This window comes from Pseudomonas sp. BN102, from assembly GCF_029871245.1.
Classification (GTDB): Bacteria; Pseudomonadota; Gammaproteobacteria; order Pseudomonadales; family Pseudomonadaceae; genus Metapseudomonas.
This window is the reverse complement of record NZ_SSON01000077.1, coordinates 336086-360796: the sequence shown is the minus strand read 5'-3', so window position 1 is coordinate 360796 and position 24711 is coordinate 336086. Positions and strand designations below refer to the sequence as shown.

At 64.4% G+C, this 24711-nt stretch carries 19 protein-coding genes; 14 read left to right on the top strand and 5 right to left on the bottom strand.

Features of this window, described 5'->3' with window-relative positions; all coding sequences use genetic code 11:
• Positions 1-233: 233 nt before the first annotated feature.
• Together aceF and aceE are read right to left on the bottom strand one after the other, a co-directional pair.
• Positions 234-1886 carry a dihydrolipoyllysine-residue acetyltransferase gene (aceF, locus tag E8F12_RS25640; protein WP_280328020.1) on the bottom strand — a complete coding sequence of 551 codons (1653 nt, stop codon included), beginning with the start codon at positions 1884-1886 and terminating at the stop codon, positions 234-236.
• An 11-nt stretch (positions 1887-1897) separates the two neighbouring features.
• A complete protein-coding gene (gene aceE, locus E8F12_RS25635; RefSeq protein WP_280328019.1) occupies positions 1898-4543 on the bottom strand; it encodes a pyruvate dehydrogenase (acetyl-transferring), homodimeric type in 2646 nt (881 codons plus the stop codon).
• Between the two features lie 279 nt (positions 4544-4822).
• On the opposite strand from aceE, the gene glnE reads away from it, so the two are divergent.
• The 13 genes from glnE to E8F12_RS25570 all read left to right on the top strand — a co-directional run bounded on the left by glnE (position 4823) and on the right by E8F12_RS25570 (position 20288).
• Entirely contained in the window at positions 4823-7753 is a 2931-nt protein-coding gene (glnE, locus tag E8F12_RS25630) for a bifunctional [glutamate--ammonia ligase]-adenylyl-L-tyrosine phosphorylase/[glutamate--ammonia-ligase] adenylyltransferase (RefSeq protein ID WP_280328018.1), read from the top strand.
• Positions 7754-7795: 42 nt separating this feature from the next.
• On the top strand, positions 7796-8719 hold the full coding sequence (locus E8F12_RS25625) for a branched-chain amino acid transaminase (RefSeq protein ID WP_280328016.1): 924 nt from the start codon (positions 7796-7798) through the stop codon (positions 8717-8719).
• Positions 8720-8812: 93 nt separating this feature from the next.
• A complete protein-coding gene (waaF, locus tag E8F12_RS25620; protein WP_280328015.1) occupies positions 8813-9856 on the top strand; it encodes a lipopolysaccharide heptosyltransferase II in 1044 nt (347 codons plus the stop codon).
• Positions 9857-10918: a lipopolysaccharide heptosyltransferase I gene (waaC, locus tag E8F12_RS25615; RefSeq protein ID WP_280328014.1), complete on the top strand. Its 1062-nt coding sequence runs from the start codon at positions 9857-9859 to the stop codon at positions 10916-10918. It abuts the gene before it with no gap.
• Positions 10918-12039, top strand: a complete 1122-nt coding sequence (locus E8F12_RS25610; protein WP_280328012.1) for a glycosyltransferase family 4 protein — start codon at positions 10918-10920, stop codon at positions 12037-12039. The genes waaC and E8F12_RS25610 overlap by 1 nt, the downstream gene beginning before the upstream one ends.
• A complete protein-coding gene (gene rfaP, locus E8F12_RS25605; RefSeq protein WP_280328011.1) occupies positions 12036-12851 on the top strand; it encodes a lipopolysaccharide core heptose(I) kinase RfaP in 816 nt (271 codons plus the stop codon). Before E8F12_RS25610 ends, rfaP begins: the two co-directional genes overlap by 4 nt.
• Entirely contained in the window at positions 12848-13585 is a 738-nt protein-coding gene (locus E8F12_RS25600) for a lipopolysaccharide kinase InaA family protein (protein WP_280328009.1), read from the top strand. The genes rfaP and E8F12_RS25600 overlap by 4 nt, the downstream gene beginning before the upstream one ends.
• Positions 13582-14337, top strand: coding sequence for a lipopolysaccharide kinase InaA family protein (locus tag E8F12_RS25595; protein ID WP_280328008.1), 756 nt, complete (start codon positions 13582-13584; stop codon positions 14335-14337). Before E8F12_RS25600 ends, E8F12_RS25595 begins: the two co-directional genes overlap by 4 nt.
• Positions 14334-15791: a lipopolysaccharide kinase InaA family protein gene (locus E8F12_RS25590; RefSeq protein ID WP_280328007.1), complete on the top strand. Its 1458-nt coding sequence runs from the start codon at positions 14334-14336 to the stop codon at positions 15789-15791. The genes E8F12_RS25595 and E8F12_RS25590 overlap by 4 nt, the downstream gene beginning before the upstream one ends.
• Before the next feature lie 4 nt (positions 15792-15795).
• Positions 15796-17553 carry a carbamoyltransferase gene (locus E8F12_RS25585; RefSeq protein WP_280328006.1) on the top strand — a complete coding sequence of 586 codons (1758 nt, stop codon included), beginning with the start codon at positions 15796-15798 and terminating at the stop codon, positions 17551-17553.
• Entirely contained in the window at positions 17537-18451 is a 915-nt protein-coding gene (locus E8F12_RS25580) for a glycosyltransferase family 2 protein (protein ID WP_348532437.1), read from the top strand. Before E8F12_RS25585 ends, E8F12_RS25580 begins: the two co-directional genes overlap by 17 nt.
• Positions 18430-19404 (top strand): glycosyltransferase, encoded by a 975-nt coding sequence (locus E8F12_RS25575; RefSeq protein WP_280328005.1) that lies wholly within the window; start codon positions 18430-18432, stop codon positions 19402-19404. Before E8F12_RS25580 ends, E8F12_RS25575 begins: the two co-directional genes overlap by 22 nt.
• 8 nt (positions 19405-19412) lie before the next feature.
• Positions 19413-20288 (top strand): glycosyltransferase, encoded by an 876-nt coding sequence (locus E8F12_RS25570; protein WP_280328004.1) that lies wholly within the window; start codon positions 19413-19415, stop codon positions 20286-20288.
• Here E8F12_RS25570 and E8F12_RS25565 read toward each other — a convergent pair.
• Genes E8F12_RS25565 through E8F12_RS25555 form a run of 3 tightly spaced genes read right to left on the bottom strand, consistent with a single transcriptional unit; the run spans position 20274 to position 22763 of the window.
• Positions 20274-20909, bottom strand: coding sequence for a CatB-related O-acetyltransferase (locus E8F12_RS25565; protein WP_280328003.1), 636 nt, complete (start codon positions 20907-20909; stop codon positions 20274-20276). The two genes, E8F12_RS25570 and E8F12_RS25565, sit on opposite strands and share 15 nt — an antisense overlap.
• Complete coding sequence (locus E8F12_RS25560; RefSeq protein ID WP_280328002.1) at positions 20887-22116, bottom strand: O-antigen ligase family protein; 1230 nt, start codon at positions 22114-22116, stop codon at positions 20887-20889. The genes E8F12_RS25565 and E8F12_RS25560 overlap by 23 nt, the downstream gene beginning before the upstream one ends.
• The gene (locus E8F12_RS25555; protein ID WP_280328001.1) at positions 22113-22763 is read right to left on the bottom strand and encodes a toluene tolerance protein; all 651 of its coding nucleotides are present in this window, start codon (positions 22761-22763) and stop codon (positions 22113-22115) included. The genes E8F12_RS25560 and E8F12_RS25555 overlap by 4 nt, the downstream gene beginning before the upstream one ends.
• A 107-nt stretch (positions 22764-22870) precedes the next feature.
• Between E8F12_RS25555 and msbA the strand changes: the two genes are divergently transcribed.
• Positions 22871-24673, top strand: a complete 1803-nt coding sequence (gene msbA / locus E8F12_RS25550; protein ID WP_280328000.1) for a lipid A export permease/ATP-binding protein MsbA — start codon at positions 22871-22873, stop codon at positions 24671-24673.
• Positions 24674-24711 lie beyond the last annotated feature (38 nt).

Below are 24711 nucleotides of genomic sequence, written 5' to 3'. Positions count from 1 at the left end.
AAGGGTGCATCATGATGATGGCACTGGCAAGCACGCCGCATGGGCCGTTTCGCGAGGCGGTTCTCAGCCCGCGCAGGGGGAGGGGCGGTCGCCGGGTGAGTCGACCTGGGCTGGGCGCCGGGCCGCATGCAGGCATCCGGAAGAGCGGCCGGTGGTCAGTTGCAGGCAAAAAAAACCCCGCCTCAGGGGGCGGGGTTGAGGTACGAGCGTGGCGTGCTCGCGAATAGCAAGGGTTACAGCAGCATGGTGCGGATATCCGCCAGCACGTCGCCGAGGCGCTTGGTGAAGCGCGCGGCGGCGGCGCCGTTGATCACGCGGTGGTCGTAGGACAGTGACAGCGGCAGCATCAGGCGCGGCTGGAAGGCCTTGCCGTCCCAAACTGGCTGCATCGCGGCCTTGGACACACCGAGGATTGCCACCTCAGGCGCGTTGACGATCGGCGTGAAGCCGGTGCCGCCAATGTGACCGAGGCTGGAAATGGTGAAGCAGGCGCCTTGCATGGCATCGGCGGACAGCTTCTTGGTGCGTGCCTTCTCCGCCAGTTCGGCGGCCTCGGCGGCCAGTTGCAGCAGGCTCTTCTGGTCGACGTCGCGGATGACCGGTACCAGCAGGCCGTCCGGGGTGTCCACAGCGAAGCCGATGTGCACGTATTTCTTGCGGATCAGCGCCTTGCCACTGGGCGCCAGGGAGCTGTTGAAGTCCGGCAGTTCCTTGAGCAGGTAGGCGCAAGCCTTGAGCAGCAGCGGCAGGACGGTCAGCTTGACGCCGGCCTTCTCCGCCACGGCCTTCTGGGCCACGCGGAAGGCTTCCAGCTCGGTGATGTCGGCCGAATCGAACTGGGTCACGTGCGGGACGTTGAGCCAGCTGCGATGCAGGTTGGCCGCGCCGACTTGCATCAGGCGGGTCATGGCCACTTCTTCGATTTCACCAAACTTGCTGAAGTCCACCACCGGGATCGGCGGGATGCCGGCACCGCCAGTGGCGCCTGCAGCCGCGGCCGGGGCTTCCTTGGCCTTCTGCATCATGGATTTGACGTAGGCCTGCACGTCTTCCTTGAGGACACGGCCGTGCGGGCCGGTAGCCGGTACCGCGCTCAGCTCGACGCCGAACTCGCGGGCCAGCTGGCGAACTGCCGGGCCGGCATGGACCTTGGCGCCGCTGGAACGTGCCGGTATGCCAGTCGTGCTCGCTGCCGCAGCCGCCAGCGCGGCAATGGCGCTGACTTCGGCGGCCGCGACCGGGTGGGCGCCGTCCGGTACGCGGTGCACCGGCTGGCTCACCTGGGCCGGAGCCGCGGCAGCCGGGGCAGCGCCCGCTACGCGCAGCTTGAGGATCAGGTCGCCGGTGCCGACTTCGGCATCCAGCTTGACCTCGACGCTCTCCACCACGCCGGCGGCGGGGGAGGGGATCTCCATGCTGGCCTTGTCGGACTCCAGGGTGATCAGCGACTGGTCGGCTTCGACGGTGTCGCCGGCCTTGACCAGCACTTCGATGACCTTGGCCGTGCCGTCCGAGCCGATGTCCGGAACGAAGATGTCCTGCACGGTCTGGCTGGCGGCTGCGGGGGCGGCAGCCGGAGCCGGGGCAGCGGTCGGCTTCTCTTCAGCCTTGGGCGCGGGAGCTGGAGCCTGCGCGGGCGCCGCGGCTGCGGCACCCTCGACTTCCAGTTCCAGCAGCTCGTCACCTTCCTTCAGGTGATCGCCGAGCTTGACCTTTAGACTTTTGATCACACCGGACATGGGCGCGGGGATCTCCATGCTGGCCTTGTCCGATTCCAGGGTCAGCAGGCTCTGGTCGGCCTCGATGCGGTCGCCAACCTTGACGAACAGCTCGATCACTTCACCTTCGCCGCTGCCGATGTCGGGTACGCGAATCAATTTACTCACAATGCGTCTCCTCAGCAGTCCAGCGGGTTGCGTTTTTCGGGGTCGATGCCGAACTTGGCGATGGCCTCGGCCACGACCTTGGGCTCGATCTCGCCACGGTCCGCCAGGGCTTCCAGGGTCGCCAGGACCACCCAGTAACGGTCAACCTCGAAGAAGTGGCGCAGTTTCCTGCGGGTGTCGCTGCGGCCGAAGCCGTCGGTGCCGAGGACCTTGTACTCCTTGCCCGGAATCCACTGGCGGATCTGGTCGGCGAACAGCTTCATGTAGTCGGTAGAGGCCACGACCGGACCCTTGCGGCCGGCCAGGCACTGTTCGACATAAGTCTGCTGCGGCTTCTGTTCCGGGTGCAGGCGGTTGTGACGCTCGACGGCCAGGCCTTCGCGGCGCAGTTCGTTGAAGCTGGTGACGCTCCAGACGTCGGCGCCGACGTTGAACTGCTCGCGGAGGATCTTCGCCGCTTCGCGGACTTCGCGCAGGATGGTGCCCGAGCCCAGCAGTTGCACGTGGTGCGCGGCATCCTTCTTGTCTTCTTCCAGAAGGTACATGCCCTTGATGATGCCTTCCTCGACGCCTTCCGGCAGCGCGGGCTGCTGGTAGGCCTCGTTCATCACGGTGATGTAGTAGAAGACGTTCTGCTGCTCTTCGGCCATCTGGCGGATGCCTTCACGCACGATCACCGCCAGCTCGTAGCCGTAGGTGGGGTCGTAGGTGCGGCAGTTGGGGATGGTGGCCGCCATGATGTGGCTGTGGCCGTCCTCGTGCTGCAGGCCTTCGCCGTTCAGGGTGGTACGACCCGAGGTGCCGCCGATCAGGAAGCCGCGGGTGCGGCTATCGCCGGCCGCCCAGGCCAGGTCGCCGATACGCTGGAAGCCGAACATCGAGTAGAAGATGTAGAACGGCAGCATCGGCTGGTTGTGGTTGCTGTACGAGGTGCCGGCGGCGATGAAGGAGGACATGGCGCCCGCTTCGTTGATGCCTTCCTCGAGAATCTGGCCCTTCTTGTCCTCCCTGTAGAACATCACCTGGTCCTTATCCACCGGCTCGTAGAGCTGGCCGACCGAGGAGTAGATGCCCAACTGGCGGAACATGCCTTCCATACCGAAGGTACGGGCCTCGTCCGGAATGATCGGAACGATGCGCTGGCCGAGTTCCTTGTCCTTGACCAGCTGCGAGAGGATGCGCACGAAGGCCATGGTGGTGGAGATTTCACGGTCGCCGGAGCCGTCGAGGATGGCTTTCAGGGTTTCCAGCGGCGGGGTCGGGATGCTGAAGCTGTTGGCGCGGCGCTGCGGCACGTAACCGCCCAAGGCGGCGCGGCGCTCGTGCAGGTACTTGTGCTCGGCGCTGCCTGCCTCGGGACGGTAGAACGGCAGTTTTTCCAGGTCTTCGTCCTTGACCGGAATATCGAAGCGGTCGCGGAACTGCTTCAGGCTCTCGACGTCGACCTTCTTGACGTTGTGGGCGATGTTCTTCGCTTCGCCGGCGCCGGTGCCATAGCCCTTGATGGTCTTGGCCAGGACGACGGTGGGCTGGCCCTGGTGGTTGACCGCCTGGTGGTAGGCCGCATAGACCTTGTAGGGGTCGTGGCCGCCACGGTTGAGCTTCCAGATCTCGTCGTCGGAAAGGTCCTTGACCATTTCCTTGAGTTCCGGGGTGTTGAAGAAGTTCTCGCGGACGTAGGCACCGTCCTTGGCTTTGTAGTTCTGGTACTCGCCGTCGACCGCTTCGTCCATGCGGCGCTGCAGGGCACCATCGGCGTCCTTGGCGAACAGCGGGTCCCAGAAGCGGCCCCAGACCACCTTGTTCACGTTCCACTGGGCGCCGCGGAAGACACCTTCCAGCTCCTGGATGATCTTGCCGTTGCCGCGGACCGGGCCATCGAGGCGCTGCAGGTTGCAGTTGATGACGAAGATCAGGTTGTCCAGCTTCTCGCGGCCGGCCAGGGAGATGGCGCCGAGGGATTCCGGCTCGTCGCACTCGCCGTCACCCATGAAGCACCAGACCTTCTGCTTGCCGGCGGGGATGAAGCCGCGGCTTTCCAGATACTTCATGAAGCGCGCCTGGTAGATGGCCTGGATCGGGCCGAGGCCCATGGACACGGTGGGGAACTGCCAGAAGTCCGGCATCAGCCAGGGGTGCGGGTAGGAGGACAGGCCCTTGCCGTCCACTTCCTGGCGGAAGTTGGTCATTTGCTCTTCGCTGATGCGGCCTTCGAGGAAGGCGCGGGCGTAGATACCGGGGGAGGCGTGGCCCTGATAGAAGATCAGGTCGCCGCCATGCTCGTCGGTGGGAGCCTGGAAGAAGTAGTTGAAGCCGATGTCGTAGAGGGTCGCCGAGGACGCGAAGCTGGAGATGTGGCCGCCCAGGTCCGGGTCTTGCAGGTTGGTACGCATGACCATGGCCAGGGCATTCCAGCGCACCAGGGAGCGGATGCGGCGTTCCATGAACAGGTCGCCGGGCATGCGGGCTTCGTGAGTCAATGGAATGCTGTTGCGATACGGCGTGGTGATGGCGTATGGCAGTTGGGTGCCGCTGCGGGTGGCCAACTCGCCCATGCGGGTCAGCAGGTAGTGCGCGCGGTCTTCACCTTCTTTGTCGAGTACGGACTCCAGGGCGTCCAGCCATTCCTGGGTTTCGACGATATCGAGGTCTTGCATGGCTTGCTCCAGGGCGGAAAGGCTTCCAGAATCGGATGCCAGTGGTCACGGCCGGCCTTATGGGCGACCGCGGCGAAATTCTTGTTACCGGGGGTAGAACCGGGCTCGTGTAGTTTTACTACAAATCGACGAAGGTTTCAGCACTCTGGATACAATCTTTCGTAGTAAAACTACAGATCGCGCGGCGCAGTCGGCTGAAAGCCCCGAGTTAGAGCTATTCCGCCACCGCTGCGCTAGCTGCGGGCCCAGCCGAGACCCGCAGCCCACAAAGGATAGACCATGAGCCTGCCGCCGCCGGCCGCCCTGTCGGCCAACCTCCAGCCCAGCGCCGATCGGGCGCTATCGGCCTTCCGCTCCGCCCTCGCCGAACAGATCCAGGAATTCGCCGGCTGGCCCGACGAACGGCAGCAAGCCTTCGTTCGTGTCGCTGCTGCCAGCGATTTTGTCGCCGAGCAGGCTCAGCGCGACCCAGCCATGCTGCTGGCGCTGGCCGCTTCCGGTGAACTGGAGCGGAGCCTGGCGCCGGGCGAACTGCGGACCCAGGTGTCGGAGCTGCTGGAGGACTGCGCCGAGGAAGATGAGCTGGGCCGACGCCTGCGCCGCTACCGCAACCGCCAGCAACTGCGCATCATCTGGCGCGACCTGACCCGCCAGGCGGATCTCGCGGAAACCTGCTGCGACCTTTCGGACCTCGCCGACGCCTGCATCGACCTCGCCTATCACTGGCTCTACAGCCGCCACTGCGCCCAGTTCGGTACCCCCATCGGCCGTCGCTCCGGCCAGCCGCAGCATCTTGTCGTGCTCGGCATGGGCAAGTTGGGCGCGCACGAGCTGAATCTGTCTTCGGATATCGACCTGATCTTCGGCTACCCCGAGGGGGGCGAAACCGAGGGCGCCAAGCGTGCCCTGGATAACCAGGAGTTCTTCATCCGCCTCGGCCAGCGGCTGATCAAGGCGCTGGACGTGATTACCGTGGACGGTTTCGTCTTCCGCGTGGACATGCGCCTGCGCCCCTACGGTTCCTCCGGGCCGCTGGTGTTCAGCTTCAATGCCCTGGAGCAGTACTACCAGGACCAGGGGCGCGACTGGGAACGCTACGCCATGATCAAGGCGCGGGTGGTGGGTGGCGACCAGGCGGCCGGGGGCCAGCTGTTGCAGATGCTGCGGCCCTTCGTCTATCGCCGTTACCTGGACTTCTCCGCCATCGAGGCGCTGCGCTCGATGAAGCAACTGATCCAGCAGGAAGTGCGGCGCAAGGGCATGACCGACAACGTCAAGCTCGGATCCGGCGGCATTCGCGAAGTCGAATTCATCGCCCAGGCCTTCCAGTTGATCCACGGCGGGCGCGACCTCAGCCTGCAGCAGCGGCCGTTGCTCAAGGTGCTGGACACCCTGGAAGGTCAAGGCTACCTGCCGCCGCCAGTGGTGGCGGAAATGAAGGAGGGCTACGAGTTCCTTCGTTATACCGAGCACGCCCTGCAGGCCATCGCCGATCGCCAGACCCAGATGCTGCCGGACAGCGACCTGGACCGCGCCCGCGTCGCCTTCATCATGGGCTTCGACGACTGGCCGGCTTTCCATGAGCGCCTGATGTACTGGCGTGGCCGCATCGAGTGGCACTTCCAGCAGGTGATCGCCGACCCGGATGAAGAAGAGGGTGGAGGTGAAGGCTGCATTGGCGGCGAGTGGCTGCCTTTATGGGAAGAGGCCCTGGACGAGGAGAGCGCCTGTCGCCAACTGGTCGAAGCGGGCTTCACCGAGCCGGCCACTGCCAGGCGCCGGCTCAGCGACCTGCGCAACGGTCCGCAGGTGCGCGCCATGCAGCGCCTCGGCCGCGAGCGTCTGGATGCCTTCATCCCGCGCCTGTTGAACATGACCGTGGAGCACGGCAATCCCGACCTGGTGCTGGAGCGGGTGTTGCCCATGGTGGAGAAGGTGGCGCGCCGCTCGGCCTACCTGGTGCTGCTGAGCGAGAACCCCGGGGCGCTGCAGCGGCTGATCGAACTCTGCGCCGCCAGCCCCTGGATCGCCGAGCAGATCACCCGCTTCCCCTTGTTGCTGGACGAGTTGCTCAATGAAGGGCGTCTCTATCGCCCGCCGCTGGCGCCGGAGCTGGCCGCCGAGCTGCGCGAGCGCCTCACCAGGATTCCCGAGGACGACCTGGAGCAGCAGATGGAGGCCCTGCGCCACTTCAAGCTGGCCCACAGCCTGCGGGTCGCGGCTTCGGAGATCGCCGGCACCCTGCCGCTGATGAAGGTCAGCGACTACCTGACCTGGCTGGCCGAGGCCATCCTCGACCAAGTGCTGGCGCTGTCCTGGCGCTACAACGTGGCCAAGTTCGGCACGCCGAAGCGCTCCGACGGCAGCCTCTGCGAACCGGACTTCATCATCGTCGGCTATGGCAAGGTGGGCGGCCTGGAGTTCGGCCACGGCTCGGACCTGGACCTGGTGTTCATCCATGACGGCGATCCCCAGGCCGAGACGGACGGCGCCAAGCCCATAGACGGCGCCCAGTTCTTCACTCGCCTGGGTCAGCGCATCATCCACCTGCTAACCACCCAGACCACTTCCGGCGCCCTCTATGAGGTTGACATGCGCCTGCGCCCCTCGGGCGCGGCGGGCCTGTTGGTCAGCTCGCTCGGTGCCTTCCAGCGCTACCAGGAAAACGAGGCCTGGACCTGGGAGCACCAGGCGCTGGTGCGCGCGCGGGTGCTGGTGGGCTCGCCACGGGTCGCCAGTGCCTTCGAGCAGGTGCGCCTGGCGGTGCTCGGCCGCGAACGCGACCTGCCCAAGCTGCGCGCCGAGGTCAGCGAGATGCGGGCGAAGATGCGCGACAACCTCGGCACCCGCGAAACTGCTGCCGGAACCACGCCGAATGCCTTCGAGGCCGCGGCCGCCTTCGATCTGAAGCAGGATGCCGGCGGTATCGTCGATATCGAATTTATGGTGCAATATGCCGCCCTGGCCTGGTCACGACAGCACCCTGAGCTGGTTCGTTACACCGATAACATCCGCATTCTGGATGGCCTGGAGCAGGCAGACCTGCTGGCCGGCGACGAGGTTCGCCTGTTGCAGGAGGCCTACAAAGCCTATCGTTCAGCGGCCCATCGCCAGGCCTTGCAGAAGCAGCCGGGCGTAGTGGGCGGGGACCAGTTCCACGCGGAGCGCCAGGGCGTGATGCGGATCTGGCGTGAGTTGGGCTTGAACTGACTCGTCTGGCTGAACCAATCGAATTCTTGAGGAGCTGGCAATATGTCGATGGCCGATCGTGATGGCGTGATCTGGTATGACGGCGAACTGGTACCGTGGCGCGAAGCGACCACCCATGTGCTGACCCACACCCTGCACTACGGCATGGGCGTGTTCGAAGGCGTGCGCGCCTACAACACCCCGGACGGCACGGCCATCTTCCGCCTGCAGGCGCACACCGATCGCCTCTTCGACTCGGCCCACATCATGAACATGCAGATCCCGTACTCCAAGGACGAGATCAACGAGGCCACCCGCGCCGCCGTTCGTGAGAACAACCTGGAAAGTGCCTACATCCGCCCGATGGTGTTCTACGGAAGCGAAGGCATGGGCCTGCGCGCCACCGGCCTGAAGGTCCACGTGATAGTCGCCGCCTGGAACTGGGGCGCCTACATGGGCGAAGAGGCGCTGCAGCAAGGCATCAAGGTGCGCACCAGCTCCTTTACTCGCCACCATGTGAACATCTCGATGACCCGCGCCAAGTCCAACGGCGCCTACATCAACTCGATGCTGGCCCTGCAGGAAGCCATTTCCGGCGGCGCCGACGAAGCCATGATGCTCGACCCGGAAGGCTATGTGGCCGAAGGCTCCGGCGAGAACATCTTCATCATCAAGGACGGTGTGCTCTACACCCCCGAGGTGACCGCCTGCCTCAACGGCATCACCCGCGCCACCGTGCTGCGCCTGGCCGACGAGCTCGGCATCAAGCTGGTGGAGAAGCGCATCACCCGTGATGAGGTGTACATCGCCGACGAGGCCTTCTTCACCGGCACCGCCGCTGAAGTCACCCCGATTCGCGAAGTGGATGGCCGCAAGATCGGCCTCGGCCGCCGTGGCCCTGTGACCGAAAAGCTGCAGAGCGCCTACTTCGACCTGGTGACCGGCAAGACCTCCGCTCACCCCGAGTGGCGCACCCTGGTCAAGTAAACCGACAGAGCTGCAAGCAGCAAGCCGCAAGCCGCAAGTGGTCACCACCGCTTGAAGCTTGCGGCTTGTCGCTTGAGGCTTGAAGCTGCCCTTATGAACATTCTGATCGTAGGACCCTCCTGGGTCGGCGACATGGTAATGGCGCAGACACTTTTCCAGTGCCTGAAAGCCCGCCATCCCGACTGCGAGATCGACGTGCTGGCGCCCGAATGGAGCCGGCCCATCCTCGAACGCATGCCGGAAGTGCGCCAGGCGCTGAGCTTCCCGCTTGGCCATGGCGTGCTGGATATTGCTGCCCGGCGCAAGATCGGCAAATCCCTGGCCGGGCGGTACGACCAGGCCATTCTCCTGCCCAACTCCCTGAAGTCGGCGCTGGTGCCCTGGTTCGCCGGCATCCCCAAACGCACCGGCTGGAAGGGAGAGATGCGCTACGGCCTGCTCAACGACATTCGCAGCCTCGACAAAGAGCGCTACCCGCTGATGATCGAGCGCTTCATGGCGTTGGCCCATGAACCTGACGCCGAGCTGCCCAGGCCCTATCCGAGGCCCACGCTGCAGATCGACCCGGCCAGCCGTGATGCGGCCCTGGCCAAGTTCGGCCTGGACCTGGACCGGCCTGTGCTGGCGCTCTGCCCGGGCGCCGAGTTCGGGGAAGCCAAGCGCTGGCCCGCCGAGCATTACGCCAAGGTGGCCGAGCTGAAGATTCGCGCGGGCTGGCAGGTCTGGCTGTTCGGCTCGAAGAACGACCATCCTGGCGGCGAAGACATCCGCATGCGCCTGATTCCCGGCCTGCGCGAAGAGGCGGTGAACCTGGCCGGCGAAACCAGCCTGGCCGAAGCCATCGACCTGATGTCCTGCGCTGGCGCCGTGGTCTCCAACGACTCCGGCCTGATGCATGTGGCGGCGGCGCTGGCGCGCCCGCTGGTGGCGGTCTATGGCTCCACCTCGCCGCAGTTCACCCCGCCCCTGGCGGAACGGGTGGAAATCGTCCGCCTGGGCCTGGAGTGCAGCCCCTGCTTCGACCGCACCTGCCGCTTCGGCCATTACAACTGCCTGCGCGAGCTCAGGCCGCGTCCGGTGATCGAAGCCCTGGACCGCCTGGTGCCGGACCCGCTCGACCTGGTGGAGATTCACTGAGTGCGGGTATTGCTGATCAAGACTTCTTCCCTGGGCGATGTCATCCACACCCTGCCGGCATTGACCGATGCCGCGCGGGCGATTCCCGGCATCCAGTTCGACTGGGTGGTGGAGGAAGGCTTCGCCGAGATTCCCGCTTGGCACCCGGCGGTGGCGCGGGTCATTCCGGTGGCCATCCGCCGCTGGCGCAAGAACCTCTGGCAGACCCTGAAGAGCGGCGAGTGGCGCCGCTTCAAGCGTCGCCTGCGGGAAACCCGTTACGACCTGGTGATAGACGCCCAAGGCCTGCTGAAAAGCGCCCTGCTGACTCGTTACGCCAAGGCGCCGGTGGCCGGCCTGGACCGCGATTCGGCCCGCGAGCCGGTGGCCAGCCGCTTCTATGACCGCCGCTACCCGGTCGCCTGGGGCCAGCACGCGGTCGATCGCGTGCGCCAGTTGTTCGCCCAGGCCCTGGACTACCGCGTGCCGGAAGGCATGGGTAACTACGGTCTGAACCGTGCCGCCCTGGCCGACGCCCAGGGCGGCGCCCCTTACCTGCTGTTCCTCCACGGCACCACGTGGGACACCAAACACTGGCCGGAAAAATACTGGCGCGAACTGACCGAGCGGGCCTGCGAACACGGCTGGCATGTGCGCCTGCCTTGGGGCAATCCGACAGAGAAGGCGCGTGCCGAGCGTATAGCCGAGGGCTTGGAAAACGCCGCCGTGCTCCCCAGATTGTCCCTGGCAGGGATGGCCAAGGTGGTGGCCGGCGCCCGTGCCTGCGTAGCAGTGGATACCGGCCTTGGCCACCTGGCCGCCGCGCTGGACGTGCCCACCCTGTCGCTCTACGGGCCGACCAACCCAGGTTTCACCGGTGCCTATGGGCGGGCGCAGATCCACCTGGGCAGCGACTTCCCCTGCGCGCCCTGCCTGAAGAAGACCTGCGCCTATAAACCGACGGCGGAGGATCGCCGCCTGTTCGACCTGGAGCGCGAACAGCCGCTATGTTTCACCCGGCTGAATCCGCAGCGCGTGGCGACCCAGCTGGAAGCCCTGCTGCTGACCGAGGATATCCACTGATGCAACTGGCATTCGTGCTCTACAAGTACTTCCCCTTCGGCGGCCTGCAGCGCGATTTCATGCGCATCGCCCTGGAGTGCCAGCGCCGTGGGCATGCCATTCGCGTCTACACCATGATCTGGGAAGGCGACATCCCAGAAGGCTTCGAAGTGCTGATCGCGCCGGTCAAAGCGTTGTTCAATCACAAGCGCAACGAGAAATTCACGGCCTGGGTCGATGCCGACCTGGTGCGCCGTCCGGTGGACCGGGTGATCGGCTTCAACAAGATGCCCGGTCTGGACGTCTACTACGCCGCCGACCCCTGCTTCGAGGACAAGGCGCAGACCCAGCGCAACGGCCTCTACCGGCGCTGGGGCCGCTACAAGCACTTCTCCGACTACGAGCGTGCGGTCTTCGCCCCCGAGTCTGCAACCTCGGTGCTGATGATCTCCGAGGTACAGCAGCCGCTCTTCGTCAAGCACTACGCCACGCCGGCGGGGCGTTTCCACCTGCTGCCACCGGGTATCGCCGCCGACCGCCGTGCGCCGGCCAACGCCGCGGAGATCCGCGCCGAGTTCCGCCGCGAGTTCAAGCTGGACGAGGATGACCTGCTGCTGGTGCAGATCGGCTCCGGCTTCAAGACCAAGGGCCTGGATCGCAGCCTCAAGGCCGTGGCCGCGCTGCCCCGCGAGCTGCGCAAGCGTACCCGGCTGATCGTCATCGGCCAGGACGACCCCAAGCCCTTCCTGCTGCAGATGAAAGCCCTGGGGATATCCGACCAGGTGGACATTCTCAAGGGCCGCAGCGATATCCCGCGCTTCCTGCTCGGCGCCGACCTGCTGATCCACCCGGCCTACAACGAGAACACCGGCACGGTGCTGCTCGAGGCGCTGGTGGCAGGCTTGCCGGTGCTGGTCACGGATGTCTGCGGCTATGCCCATTACATTGCCGAGGCCGACAGCGGCCGGGTGCTGCCCGGCCCGTTCGAGCAGGAGGCGCTGAACCAGATGCTCGCCGAAATACTCGCCGACCCGGCCGCGCGCGCGCGCTGGAGCACCAACGGCCTGGCCTTCGCCGACAGCGCCGACCTCTACAGCATGCCGCAGCACGCGGCTGACGTGATTCTCGCGGAGCGCCCATGAAGCTTGTGCTGAAAGAGCCCTTCGAGCGCCTCTGGGCCGGCCGCGACGCCTTCACCGCCGTCGAGACGCTGCAGGGGCAGGTCTACCGCGAGCTGGAGGGGCGGCGGACCCTGCGTACCGAAGTCGAGGGGCGTGGCTATTTCGTCAAGATCCACCGGGGTATCGGCTGGGGCGAGATCGCCAAGAACCTGCTGACCGCCAAGGCGCCCGTGCTTGGCGCCGGGCAGGAGTGGACGGCCATCCAGCGCCTGCACCAGGCCGGCGTGCCGACCATGACCGCCGTGGCTTTCGGCGAGCGTGGCAGCAATCCTGCGCAGCAGCATTCCTTCATCGTCACCGAGGAGCTGGCGCCGACCATCAGCCTCGAGGATTTCTGCGTCGACTGGCTGCGCAACCCGCCGCCACCGCGCCTGAAGTGGGCGCTGATCGGCGAAGTGGCGCGAATGACCGGCACCATGCATCGCGCCGGGGTCAATCACCGCGACTGCTATATCTGTCATTTCCTGCTGCATACGGAGCGGGCGGTGACCGCCGATGACTTCAAGTTGTCGCTGATCGACCTGCACCGTGCACAGACGCGCGCGAGCACGCCGCGGCGCTGGCGTGACAAGGACCTGGCCGGCCTCTACTTCTCCGCGCTGAATATCGGCCTGACGCAGCGCGACAAGCTGCGCTTCCTCAAGGCCTACTTTCGCCAGCCATTGCGTGATGTGCTGCGCGATGAGATCGGCCTGCTGGCCTGGCTCGAGCAGAAGGCGGCAAGGCTGCTGTCGCGCTACGAGCGTAAGTACGCGGGAGGAGAGGGCGCTTGAGTCAATGGAAACTGGCCGAGGGGCTGGATGCGGAAACCGCCGGGCTCTTCGGCGACCTCGACAGGGTATTTGCCCTCCAGGGCGACTGGATCACCAGCGACCCGCTGTCCGAAGTGCTGCGTGTGGAGCACCGTGGCGTGCGCTACTACGTCAAGCGCTACTGGGCCGCGGGCAAAGGGCTGCGCCGCTGGCTCGGCCGGTCGCGGGTCAAGGCCGAGTGGCAGAACCTGCGGTACTTCACCCAGTGGGGCATCCCCACCGCACCCGTGGTGGGTTGGGGCCAGGAGCGCCGTGCTGGTGCCTTCCACCGCGGCGCGTTGATCACCCGCGAACTCGCCGGCACGGTCGACCTGGCCGAAATGGCCCGGGAAGGCGACCCGCGGCTGCTCGACCCGCGCTGGGTCGACCGGGTCAGCCGGCAGCTGGCGAAAGCCACGCGACAATTGCACCAGCACGGCTTCGCCCATAACGACCTGAAGTGGCGCAACCTGCTGGTCGACCAGGCCGGCAACCTGTTCCTGATCGACTGCCCGACCGGCACCTTCTGGTGGGGACCATTCTTGCGCTACAGGGTCATCAAGGACCTGGCGTGCCTGGACAAGCTCGCCAAGTACCACCTCAGCCGCAGCCAGCGCCTGCGCTTCTACCTGCAATACCTCGGCCGTCCGAGCCTGCAAGCCGGCGACAAGCGCCAGGTGCGACGGATCCTCAGTTTCTTCGAGGGACGCGAATGAGCGACTTTATCGCGCCGGCGGATCGCGACATCCTCGCCCGCCATGGACTGGACAGTTTCGACGCGCTCTGGGCCCTGCGCCTGGAGGCGGTGGACGAGCCCAACACGGGGCGTGGCGGCTGGAGCAGTGTGTTTCGCCTGGACCTGGGCGACACCGCCTACTACCTCAAGCGGCAGAGCAACTTCCTCAGCCGCAGTCCGCTGCGACCATTCGGCGAGCCCACCTTCGCCCGCGAGTTCCGCAATATCCGCCGCTATCAGGTGCTCGGGGTTCCCGCCCTGGAAGCAGCGTTCTTCGGTACTCGCCAGGTCAACGGCGAGCGCCGTGCCATCCTGGTGTCGCGGGCGCTGGACGGCTGGCGCGAGCTGGCAGGTTGGCTGGAACTCTGGTCGGACCTTTCCGCAAAACAACGCACGGCCATAGTCGCGGCGGTCGCCTGGCTGGGCCGGCGTCTACACGACGCCGGCCAAGTGCATGGCTGCTTCTATCCCAAGCATGTCTTCCTGCGGGAAGTTGGCGGCAGCTTCGAGGCCTGCCTGATCGACCTGGAAAAGACCCGGCCCCTGCTGCTGGGCCGTCGCGACCGGGTCAAGGACCTGGAAGCTCTGGTACGGCGTGCCGACGCCTGGGGCGAGACCGAGGTGCGCGAGCTGCTAGCCGGCTATCTGGGGCAGGCGCGGGAATCAAGTGAAGTCAGCGACTGGCTGGCGCAAATGGGGCGTCGACGCCGCACCAAGGAACACAATCAATGACCCTGGCGGAACTGGCCCGGGCGGGACGAAACCCGCAATTACCCATCAACCTGGATATCGCCGGCGGTCTGGAGCTGTTGAGCCTGCTGCGGGTCCTGCCCGGCCAGCGCTACGTGGGCGTGGCTCTCTGGCAGGGGCGCAAGGTGCTGGCCAAGCTGCTGGTAGGGGGCAAGGCCGGGCGGCATTTCCAGCGCGAGCTGGCCGGCGTCAAGGCGCTCCACGACCAGAGGCTGGACTCCCCGGCGCTGCTGGCGGAAGGCAATCTGGCAGGGCAGGGCGGCTGGTTGCTGTTCGAGTACCTGGAATCCGCCGAAAGCCTCTGGGATGCCTGGCGCCAAGTGGAGCGCGACGTACCTTTGTCCGATGGCCAGCAGGCCGTTCTGGGCGAGGCCCTGGCGGCGATCGGCCGGTTGCATCTGGCCGGCCTCGCCCAGGAGGACCTGCACCTGGACAACCTGCTGCGCCATGGCGACAAGCTGCATGTAATCGATGGCGGCGGCATTCGCGCCGAAAGCCCAGGCAAACCGCTGACGCGGGACAAGGCGCTGGCCAACCTCGGTGTGTTCTTCGCCCAGTTGCCGGCGGAGCTGGACCCCTTCCTCGAAGAGCTGCTGGTGCACTACTTGCTGGTCAATGGCGAACACGCCCTGCCGCTGGAGGCCCTGGAGATGGAAATCGCCCGGGTGCGGCGTTGGCGCCTGGGCGATTACATGAAGAAGATCGCCCGCGACTGCAGCCTGTTCAGCGTCGTTGGTGGGGCATTCGGCCTGCGTGCGGTGCGCCGGGACGCCGAAGCCGGGTTGGAAAGTCTGCTGCAGGCGCCGGACGCCGCCCTGGAAGGGGGCCGCTACCTGAAGCAGGGCGCTACCGCCACTGTGGCCGAAGTCACGGTCGCTGGCCGCCAGCTGCTGCTCAAGCGCTACAACATCAAGGGGATGCTGCACTGGCTGACGCGCTTCTGGCGGCCAAGTCGGGCCTGGCACAGCTGGCGCGAGGGCAATCGCCTGGACTTCCTCGGCATCGCCACACCGCGGCCGCTGGCCGTGCTGGAACGGCGCTTCTGCTGGCTGCGCGGACGTGCGTACCTGATTACCGAATATCTCTCCGGGCAAGATATAATCGCCCGTTTTCGACCCTATCTGGACGACCCCGAAGGGGCCGGCGCTCCGCCCGAAGCCGAATTGCAGGCCCTCGACCAGCTGTTCGCCGCGCTGATCCGCGAACGCATCAGCCATGGCGACCTCAAGGGCTACAACCTGTTCTGGCAGGACGGCCGCTGGACCCTGATCGACCTCGATGCCGTGTGCCAGCATCGCAGCCAGCGTGGATTCGCCCGGGCCTACGCCCGCGACCGCGCGCGCTTCCTGAGGAACTGGCCGGCCGAGTCGGCGCTGTACCAGCTACTGGACAAACGTTTACCGCAGGTGCCCGGCACCTGCCCTGAAAGAGGTTAACCCCGTGGCATTGACGATTCTCGGCCTTTCCGGCGCCCTCAGCCATGATCCGTCCGCCGCGCTCTACATTGACGGCAAGCTGATCGCGGCCGCCGAAGAAGAGCGCTTCGTGCGCGACAAGCACGCGAAGAATCGCATGCCCTACGAGTCGGCCAAGTTCTGCCTGGAGCAGGCCGGCATCAAACCTTCCGACGTCGATGTGGTGGCCATCCCCTTCGCCCCCATCAGCCTGTTCGGCAAGGCCCGCTGGCATTACGCCAAGCGCTACTGGTACGCCCCGGATCGCGCGCTGGACGCCATCCTCATGGGCAACCGCCGCTACAAGCGCTACCGCAAGAAGATCGTCTGGTGCCTGGAGCAGCTGGGCTTCGACGCCAAGAAGGTGAAGATCGAGCCGGTGGAACACCACCTGGCCCACGCCTCCAGCGCCTACCATTGCTCGGGCTTCAAGGAGAAGACCGCGATCCTCGGTATCGACGGCAAGGGCGAATACGCCACCACCTTCTTCGGCTGGGGCGAGAACGGCAAGATCCACAAGATCAAGGAATTCTACGATCCGGATTCCCTCGGCGGCCTCTATGGCGCGATCACTGAGTACCTCGGCTTCGAGATGCTCGACGGCGAATTCAAGGTGATGGGCATGGCGCCCTACGGCGATGCCGCGAAGTACGATTTCTCGCGCCTGGCGAAGTTCGAGAACGGCGAGCTGATCATCAACACCGACTACGCCAACGTCATCGGTTTCCGCCGCCACAAGGAAAACGGCAAGGGCTACTACTTCTCGCCCAAGCTGATCGAGTGGCTGGGCCCGAAGCGCCAGGGCGATATCGCCGACGACCCTTACATCCACTATGCAGCCAGCATGCAGGCGCTGTTCGAGAAGCTGGCGCTGGAGATGATGGATTACTACCTCGGCGACATCATCCGCCAGACCGGCAAGATCGCCTTCGCCGGTGGCTGCGCGCTGAACGTCAAGCTGAACCAGAAGATCATCGCCCGTCCGGAAGTGAAGGAGCTGTTCGTCCAGCCCGCTTCCGGTGACGCCGGCACCTCCGTCGGCGCCGCCGCCTATGTCTCGGTCAAGCGCGGCGTGCCGGTGGAGAAGATGGAGCACGTCTACCTCGGCCCGTCCTTCTCCAACGAAGACGTGATCGCCGCTTGCGCCAAACACCCGAAGCAACCGGTGTTCAAGCGCATCGACAACACCCCGCAGCGCATCGCCAAGATCATGGTTGACGGCAATCCGGTGGCCTGGTTCCAGGGCCGCATGGAGTTCGGCCCGCGCGCCCTGGGTGGCCGCTCCATCATCGGTTGCCCGAGCGCGGTCGGCGTGGCCGACCGCATCAACGAACAGATCAAGTTCCGCGAGCGCTGGCGCCCCTTCTGCCCCTCGATGCTGGATACGGTGGCATCGCAGATGCTCAAGGTCGACCATCCCTCGCCCTTCATGACTTTCACCTTCGAAGTCAACGAAGAGTGGAAGACCCGCGTGGCCGAAGTGGTGCACGAGGACGGCACGTCCCGCGCCCAGGTGCTGGAGCGCCGTCACAATCCGCGCTGGTACGATCTGATGAAGGAGCTGGAGAACCTCACCGGCAACGGCGTGTCGCTGAACACCTCGCTGAACCGTCGCGGCGAGCCGATGATCTGCTCGCCCACCGACGCGCTGAACATGTTCTACGGCTCGGACCTGCAGTACCTGATCATGGAAGATATCCTCGTCGTCAAGGGCGGCAAGGACTGGTATGACAATGTCGACTAAGCCGCTGCTTAGTGTCGTCATTCCCAGCTACAACTACGCGGGCAAGCTCCCGCGTGCCGTCGAGTCGGTGCTGGTCCAGGCCACCCCGGAGGTCGAACTCTGGGTGGTGGACGATGGCTCCACCGACGACACCCCGGCGGTCTTCGCGGCCCTGAGCCAGCGCCATGGCGCCGCCTTCCAGGGCGTGCGCCAGGCCAATGCCGGCCCCTCGGCCGCGCGCAACAACGGTGTGCAGCTGGCCCAGGGGTGCTATGTGCTGCTGCTGGACGCCGACGACGAACTGGCGCCCGGTGTGCTGCCCGGTCTCTGCGAGCGCCTGCGCCAGCAGCCGGACATCGGCCTCTGGCTCGCCGGCCACGTGGCGGTGCAGCCCGACGGTCGCGAACGCGAGCACCCGGCCAGCGCGGTGCCTGTCGATCCATTCAAGCGCCTCAACGGCTACCTGCTGGACAAGAAGATCGCCCTCAGCCACGGCGCTTGCGTCTTCCTTCGCGAACTGCTGCTCGAGCGCCCCTATCCCGAGCACCTGCGCCACAGCGAAGACATCCCGGTCTTCGCCTACTGCCTGACCCAGCGCCAGGTGGAGGTTCTCGACCTGATGCTGGCGCGCATCCACAAGCACCCCGGCAGCCTGCGCCATAACGCCGAGGCAGCGCGCAAGGTGGGCCTGGCTCTGGTGGAGGAAGTCTTCCTCAAGCTGCCGGCCAGCCTGCAACCGCTCAAGCCCGCCTACCGCGCCCAACGCTGCCTGTCGCTGTTCCGCACTTGCCTGCTCGCCGGCGACGAGTCCAGCGCCCGCGACTACTACCGCGAGGCGCTGCGCACGGACTGGCGGGTGCTGTTCAAACTGTCTTACAGCCGCAAAGCTGCGCGCTTGTGGTTGCGGCAGGGCAAATGAAAGTCCTGGCACTCAGTTCCGTAGGGCGGGAGCCCGATTTTTCCTGCGTCTATGAGCAACTGGGCGGACAGGTCGATCTCGATCTGCGGGTCCTCGACAAGGATGCCCAGCGCAACCTGCGTCGCTCACTTAGCTCCGTCGACCTTTCTCGCTACGATCGAATCCTGGTCGATCTCCATTTCAAGAACATTCATGGGCAGACCCGATTCCTCAGCGGGCTCGGCGGTCTTCTGATCTACGAAGAGGATGCCTGCCAGAACTACCTGGAAAACTCCCGGTGGCGCGGCCGTTTCAGTCGCTTCTACAGGGCGCTGCCCAATGCGCGGATCGTCGTGACCGGCGCCAGCGTGGCCGAACGCCTGAAGGGCGAAGGCTTGAATGTCCAGTTCATTCCCAAAGGCTTTGATCCGCGGGTGATCTTCCGTGAAGAAGTGGAGCGGGACATAGAGCTGGGCTTCATCGGCCGGACCGCCAGCGCTGCCTATCAGGAGCGGAAGCGACTTCTGGACCTGCTGGCGGCCGAGGACTCGCTGCAACTCCTGCGTACGGCTCCTGGGGAGCCTTACCGGAAGATGCTGAACCGCATTCGCTATTTCGTCAGTGCCGATGTCGGGCTGGGCGAATACATGGCCAAGAACTTCGAGGCCATGGCCTGCGGTTGCGTCCTACTGGCCTGGCGTCAGGGACTCGAGGAGGAGGCCATTGGCCTGGAGGATGGCGTACACCTGCTCTTGTATTCCGACGTCGACGAACTGCGGAGACACCTGGCCAGGCTTCGTGATGACTCCAACCTGGCGCAGGCCATAGCCGACGGTGGGCGGCGTTTCGTAGAGCAGCACCTTTCCCATCCCCAACTGGCCGAGCGCCTCATCAAAGTGCTGGAGGAGCCCTGGCTGTCGCCTGCCCCTGTTTCTGTCTGGCAGGCTTTCTGGTCACGGATCAACCCATTCTGAGCTATCCCATGTCTTCGACGAACAATGGCCAGCAGCCGCTGGTAACCGTGATCATCGCCTCCTACAACCACGCGCCCTATATCGAGGCGAGCATTCTCAGCGTCCTGGCGCAGAGCTACCCGAACATTGAGCTGCTGGTGGTGGACGACGGGTCTCGTGACGACAGTGTTTCCCGCATCCAGGCACTGCAGTCTATCCATGGTTTCGACTTTCGAAGCCAAGCCAACAAGGGGCTGTCGAGAACTCTAAACGAGACCATCGCGCGGGCGAAGGGGAGCCTCATCGCACCTTTCGGTTCCGATGACATCATGCTTCCCGGGCGTATTGCCGCTCAGGTTGCCTACATGGCGGGCAAGCCGGAAGTCGGCATTTGTGCGGGAGATATCCAAACCATCGATGCGACAGGCCGGCCAAGCGGAAAAGACCGCGACTTGCCGCAGCGCCGGCTGGACTTCGAGGACGTGTTCCTGGATCGCAAGCCCGGTGCACCGGCGCCGACCCTGCTGTTCCGCCGAGAAGCCCTGGAGCGCGTCGGAGGCTTCGACCCGGAGGTCAGGCTCGAGGACCTGATGATCGAACTCAAGATCACGCGCGCCGGGTATTTCATCGATATCCTGGCAGAGCCGCTGGCACTCTATCGGGTGCACGAAAGCAATACCTACAAGAACTATCGCTTCATGGTGGATAACGTGCTGCGAACGTACGAGCGATTCAGTGACCACCCGGACTACCCGAAGGTCTGCGCGCGATTCCGCAATTCAATGCTGCTCAAGTGCGCCCGGCAGGATAAGGCGCTGGCGCGCGAGCTGCTCGCCGACTTGCCGTTGAGTGCGTGGAATATGAAGACCCTTCGTGGGCTGTGGCGCCTGCTACTGTCGGCGTGAGCGAGCGTAGGCGAGGAATGCTCCGAGATCGTCGCAGCAGAGCTTGCCGACGATCCTCCTGATTTCCTCCTCAGGCCATTCCCACCATGCCGATTTGAGGAGCTCGTTGCGAGTTTCCTCATCGAAGCGCCAGCGGATGTGCTGAGCGGGGTTCCCTGCCACAACTGAATAGGCGGGAACATCTCGGCTGACCACTGCGCCGGAAGCGACCACTGCACCGTGGCCTATGTTCACGCCGGACAGGATAGTGCAGTTGGAGCAGAGCCAGACGTCGCTGCCTATGACGACGTTCCCGCGGGTGCCGCCGAAGCCCTTGATATGGGCAGCCTCAGGAAGATACTCGGGAAAAGGATAGCTACTGACCCAGTCGATTCGGTGGTGGCCGCCGAGGAAAATCTGCACGTTGTCGGCCATGGAGCAGTAGCTGCCGATCTGCAGGGTGCTACCTTCATTCCAGTCGTGGACTACAGGCATCCCATAAGTGCCCAGGCCGATCTGGTAGTCCGGATAGCGTTTACGAAATCGGTCTTGGGGACGATAGAAGCGAGGCAGGTCGGGAATTCCGCGCCAACGCTTCCAGGCCTTTCGCAGCCTCTGCTCAAACTTTTTCAGTAAGTGCATGCATGCGTTCCTTGCTCTTGTGCAACATTTCGGCGGCAAACAACAAGGCCATGGGAATCCAGATCAGGAACCAATGCTCTTTCGGGCGAGAGAGGAAGGAGCCCCCTTCGGTCATGCTGGCGACGAGGCCGAACACCAGGAGCGTCGAGGCGATCATGGTCAGAGGGTCCTTGCGATTGCGCCAGGCGAACAGCAAGGCCACGACATAGAGCAGCACCCAGAGCGCCAGACCGACCGCGCCGCAGTAGTACAGAACGGCCAGTAGCATGTTGTGAGGATCGGCCATCGCGTAGTCCATTGCCGTTATCCAGATCTTCATCGGAGCATCGTAACCGTGCCCGAGCCAAGGGGCGTCGAGAATCTGCAGCCAGGTATTGGCCCAGATTTCCGGGCGCAACGAGAGCCCGCGGGAGGTCAGCACTCCGGGGTCGACAATCACCAGCAGAATGCCCGTCAGAATGGTGGCGGCCAGTATCAACAGGCTCCGTCTGTTCCAGTTGGCTAGCGCCAGCCATGCGCAGGCTACGGCAAGCGCGACAAGAGGTGTGCGTGAGCCCGTTGCGATGATGAGTGTCCCGAGGACCGCCAGAGAAATCAGGGGCATAGGAGAGTAGGGGCTTTTACCAAGGAACCAGTTCGCCGCCCAGAGCGCCATGAAGGCTCCGTACACGTGGGAGCTGAGGAGCGGGTTATAGAGAGCGCCGTAGCCCGTCAGGCGATCCGGGCTCCCCTCATACAGATAAAGGCCAAGGGATGCCAGTCCTGCCAGACTTGCGATCAGCGCGCTGCCTTGTAGGCTGATCTTTAGTCTGCCAGGTGCCTTCAGGGCCAGCAGGCCGGCGGAGAAGAACAGCATGAGTACATAGAGCGGCCTCTTGGCCAGTGAGCTGAAAGGGTCGTCAGTGCTCGACCAGGCCAGGGTGGTGAGGGTGTAGAGGCTGAACAGGGCGAAGACGGCCACAAGCGGCGAGGTTAACAACGACCTCAGGCACGTGGGGCGTAGCAAGACCGCCAGCAGGGTGGGAGTTGCCAGGAACACGTAGTAGAGCTTGTGGTAGAAGGTCCGGTCTCCAATCCAGAACATACCGGTGAGGAGGGCGACCCAGCCGACCGGCAGGACATTTCTGACAAGCCAGTCCGATATAGTCTCCATACGCCTGGAGGCGCTGTTCGGTGCGGAGTCGGATTTTTGGTGGAGGGTGGTCATAGCGATTTCAGTCGAAGGGCAAACTGGTTGGTGACAGTAAGGTTGGTACTGGCCAGGTAGGCTTCAAAAAAAACCTGATTGTCGCTGGAAAGAAGCCAGGCGCGGTCATCACCGTAACGCAGGAGATGTCGGAAATTACGTAAGCGTTTGCTTTTGCCCAGGGGAGTGGAATGCCCCTTGAGATCTGCGATGTCAATCAGGCCCAAGTTGTTTTCCGGCGTCAGGACGACGTTGCCGAGGTGAAGGGAGCGGAAATAGATGCCTTGGTCGTGAAGGGTGGCAACGAACTCGCCGAGCTGCGCATGGAGCACACAGGCAGCAGCTTCCCCGCGGGCTTTGTAGATCTGTCGCAGCGTATCTCCCGGCAACGGCTCATAGTGCACGACATCCCTGGCCAGGCTGCCGACACGATAGACGCCGAGAATGTTCGGACAGGGGATCCGCCGCTCACTGAGCAGGCGGGCATTGTCGGCAAACCGCTGCGCGTAGGGGTAAAGCATGGCAGAGGATAGTAGGCGTTTGCGCCGGAACAGCTTTAGAAAGCTCCCGTCAGCCAGGCGCAGCACTTTCGCTCCGTACCTGTCGCGTTCCAGTACGTGGGCGCCGGCGCTTAACTTCAGGTAAGTCGCGTGATCCAGGGCTTGCATCAATGGGCCTCGAATGGTGGCCGCGTATCTTACCCCAGCTCGCAGTGAGGAATGGGCAAAATGGGCCCTGTGTTACACTCGCGCTCTTTTTCGAGCATCCGAGTCCTATGAGTCTCAACGACCAGTCCCGGCCCTCCAGCCTGAAAATCTATCTGCGCCTGCTGGGTTATGTCCGACCCTACGTCGGCATGTTCATGATCAGCATTCTGGGCTTCATCATCTTCGCCTCCACCCAGCCAATGCTCGGCGGCATCCTCAAGTACTTCGTCGACGGGCTGACCAACCCGGAGGCTTCGCTGTTCCCCGATGTGCCCTACCTTCGCGACCTGCAACTGCTCCAGGCGGTGCCCCTGCTGATCGTGCTGATCGCTGCCTGGCAGGGCCTGGGTTCATACCTCGGCAACTACTTCCTGGCCAAGGTGTCGCTGGGGCTGGTGCATGACCTGCGGGTGGCCCTGTTCAACAACCTGCTGGTGCTGCCCAATCGGTATTTTGACAACCATAACTCCGGACACCTGATTTCCCGGATCACCTTCAACGTCACCATGGTTACCGGCGCCGCTACCGATGCCATCAAGGTGGTGATTCGTGAAGGCATGACGGTGATATTTCTGTTTGCCACTCTGCTGTGGATGAATTGGCAGCTCACTCTGGTGATGGTCGCCATATTGCCCTTGATCGCCCTGATGGTGAGCAGTGCCAGCCGCAAGTTCCGCAAACAGAGCAAGAAGATCCAGGTAGCCATGGGCGACGTGACCCACGTCGCCTCCGAGACCATCCAGGGCTACCGCGTGGTGCGCAGCTTCGGCGGTGAGGCCTATGAGCAGGCGCGTTTCTTCAAGGCTAGCCAGAGTAATACCGAGAAGCAGCTGCGCATGACCAAGACCTCGGCGGTCTACACGCCCTTGCTGCAGCTGGTGATCTTCTCCGCCATGGCGGTGCTGATGTTCCTCGTGCTGTACCTGCGCGGCGACGCCTCGGCGGGTGATCTGGTTGCCTACATCACCATCGCTGGCCTGTTGCCCAAGCCTATTCGCCAGTTGTCCGAGGTCAGCTCGACCGTGCAGAAAGGGGTCGCTGGCGCGGAGAGCATCTTCGAGCAGCTGGACGAGGAGCTCGAACTGGACCAGGGTGGCGTTGAGCGTGAAAGCGCGACAGGCCGCCTCGAGGTACGCAACCTGAGCTTCCAGTACCCCGGCACCGACAAGCCGGTGCTGCAGGGTATCTCCTTCAGCGCCGAGCCGGGCCAGATGGTCGCCCTGGTGGGGCGTTCCGGTAGTGGCAAGTCCACGCTGGCCAACCTGATTCCGCGCTTCTACCACCACGATCAGGGGCAGATCCTGCTGGATGGCGTGGATGTCGAGCAATATCGCCTGCGTAACCTGCGCCGCCATATCGCCCTGGTGACCCAGCAGGTGACGTTGTTCAACGACTCGGTGGCCAACAACATCGCCTATGGCGACCTGGCTGGTACGCCACGGGAGGATGTCGAGAAAGCTGCCGAGGCTGCCTACGCCAAGGAGTTCGTCGACAAGTTGCCGCGAGGCTTCGATACCGAGGTCGGCGAGAACGGTGTGCTGCTGTCCGGAGGCCAGCGCCAGCGCCTGGCGATTGCCCGGGCCCTGCTGAAGAATGCCCCGGTGCTGGTTCTCGACGAAGCCACTTCGGCCCTCGACACCGAATCCGAGCGGCATATCCAGGCGGCATTGGATCGAGTCATGGATGGCCGTACCACCCTGGTCATCGCCCACCGCCTGAGCACCATCGAGAAGGCGGATCTGATCCTGGTCATGGACCAGGGGCGGATCGTCGAACGTGGCACTCATGCCGAGCTGCTGGCCCTGAACGGCTACTACGCGCGCCTGCACGCGAACCAGTTCGCCGAGGAAGCTCACGTGGAGGTGAGCTGACGGAGGTCGACGGAACCTCTGGAGCTTGATGGAGGTGT

Bases quoted from the DNA above. Each gene is read 5' to 3' on its own strand.
- aceE (WP_280328019.1), bottom strand. From the start codon at position 4,543: ATGCAAGACCTCGATATCGTCGAAACCCAGGAATGGCTGGACGCCCTG.
- glnE (WP_280328018.1), top strand. From the start codon at position 4,823: ATGAGCCTGCCGCCGCCGGCCGCCCTGTCGGCCAACCTCCAGCCCAGC.
- E8F12_RS25625 (WP_280328016.1), top strand. From the start codon at position 7,796: ATGTCGATGGCCGATCGTGATGGCGTGATCTGGTATGACGGCGAACTG.
- waaF (WP_280328015.1), top strand. From the start codon at position 8,813: ATGAACATTCTGATCGTAGGACCCTCCTGGGTCGGCGACATGGTAATG.
- E8F12_RS25610 (WP_280328012.1), top strand. From the start codon at position 10,918: ATGCAACTGGCATTCGTGCTCTACAAGTACTTCCCCTTCGGCGGCCTG.
- rfaP (WP_280328011.1), top strand. From the start codon at position 12,036: ATGAAGCTTGTGCTGAAAGAGCCCTTCGAGCGCCTCTGGGCCGGCCGC.
- E8F12_RS25595 (WP_280328008.1), top strand. From the start codon at position 13,582: ATGAGCGACTTTATCGCGCCGGCGGATCGCGACATCCTCGCCCGCCAT.
- E8F12_RS25590 (WP_280328007.1), top strand. From the start codon at position 14,334: ATGACCCTGGCGGAACTGGCCCGGGCGGGACGAAACCCGCAATTACCC.
- E8F12_RS25580 (WP_348532437.1), top strand. From the start codon at position 17,537: ATGACAATGTCGACTAAGCCGCTGCTTAGTGTCGTCATTCCCAGCTAC.
- E8F12_RS25570 (WP_280328004.1), top strand. From the start codon at position 19,413: ATGTCTTCGACGAACAATGGCCAGCAGCCGCTGGTAACCGTGATCATC.
- E8F12_RS25565 (WP_280328003.1), bottom strand. From the start codon at position 20,909: ATGCACTTACTGAAAAAGTTTGAGCAGAGGCTGCGAAAGGCCTGGAAG.
- E8F12_RS25560 (WP_280328002.1), bottom strand. From the start codon at position 22,116: ATGACCACCCTCCACCAAAAATCCGACTCCGCACCGAACAGCGCCTCC.
- E8F12_RS25555 (WP_280328001.1), bottom strand. From the start codon at position 22,763: ATGCAAGCCCTGGATCACGCGACTTACCTGAAGTTAAGCGCCGGCGCC.
- msbA (WP_280328000.1), top strand. From the start codon at position 22,871: ATGAGTCTCAACGACCAGTCCCGGCCCTCCAGCCTGAAAATCTATCTG.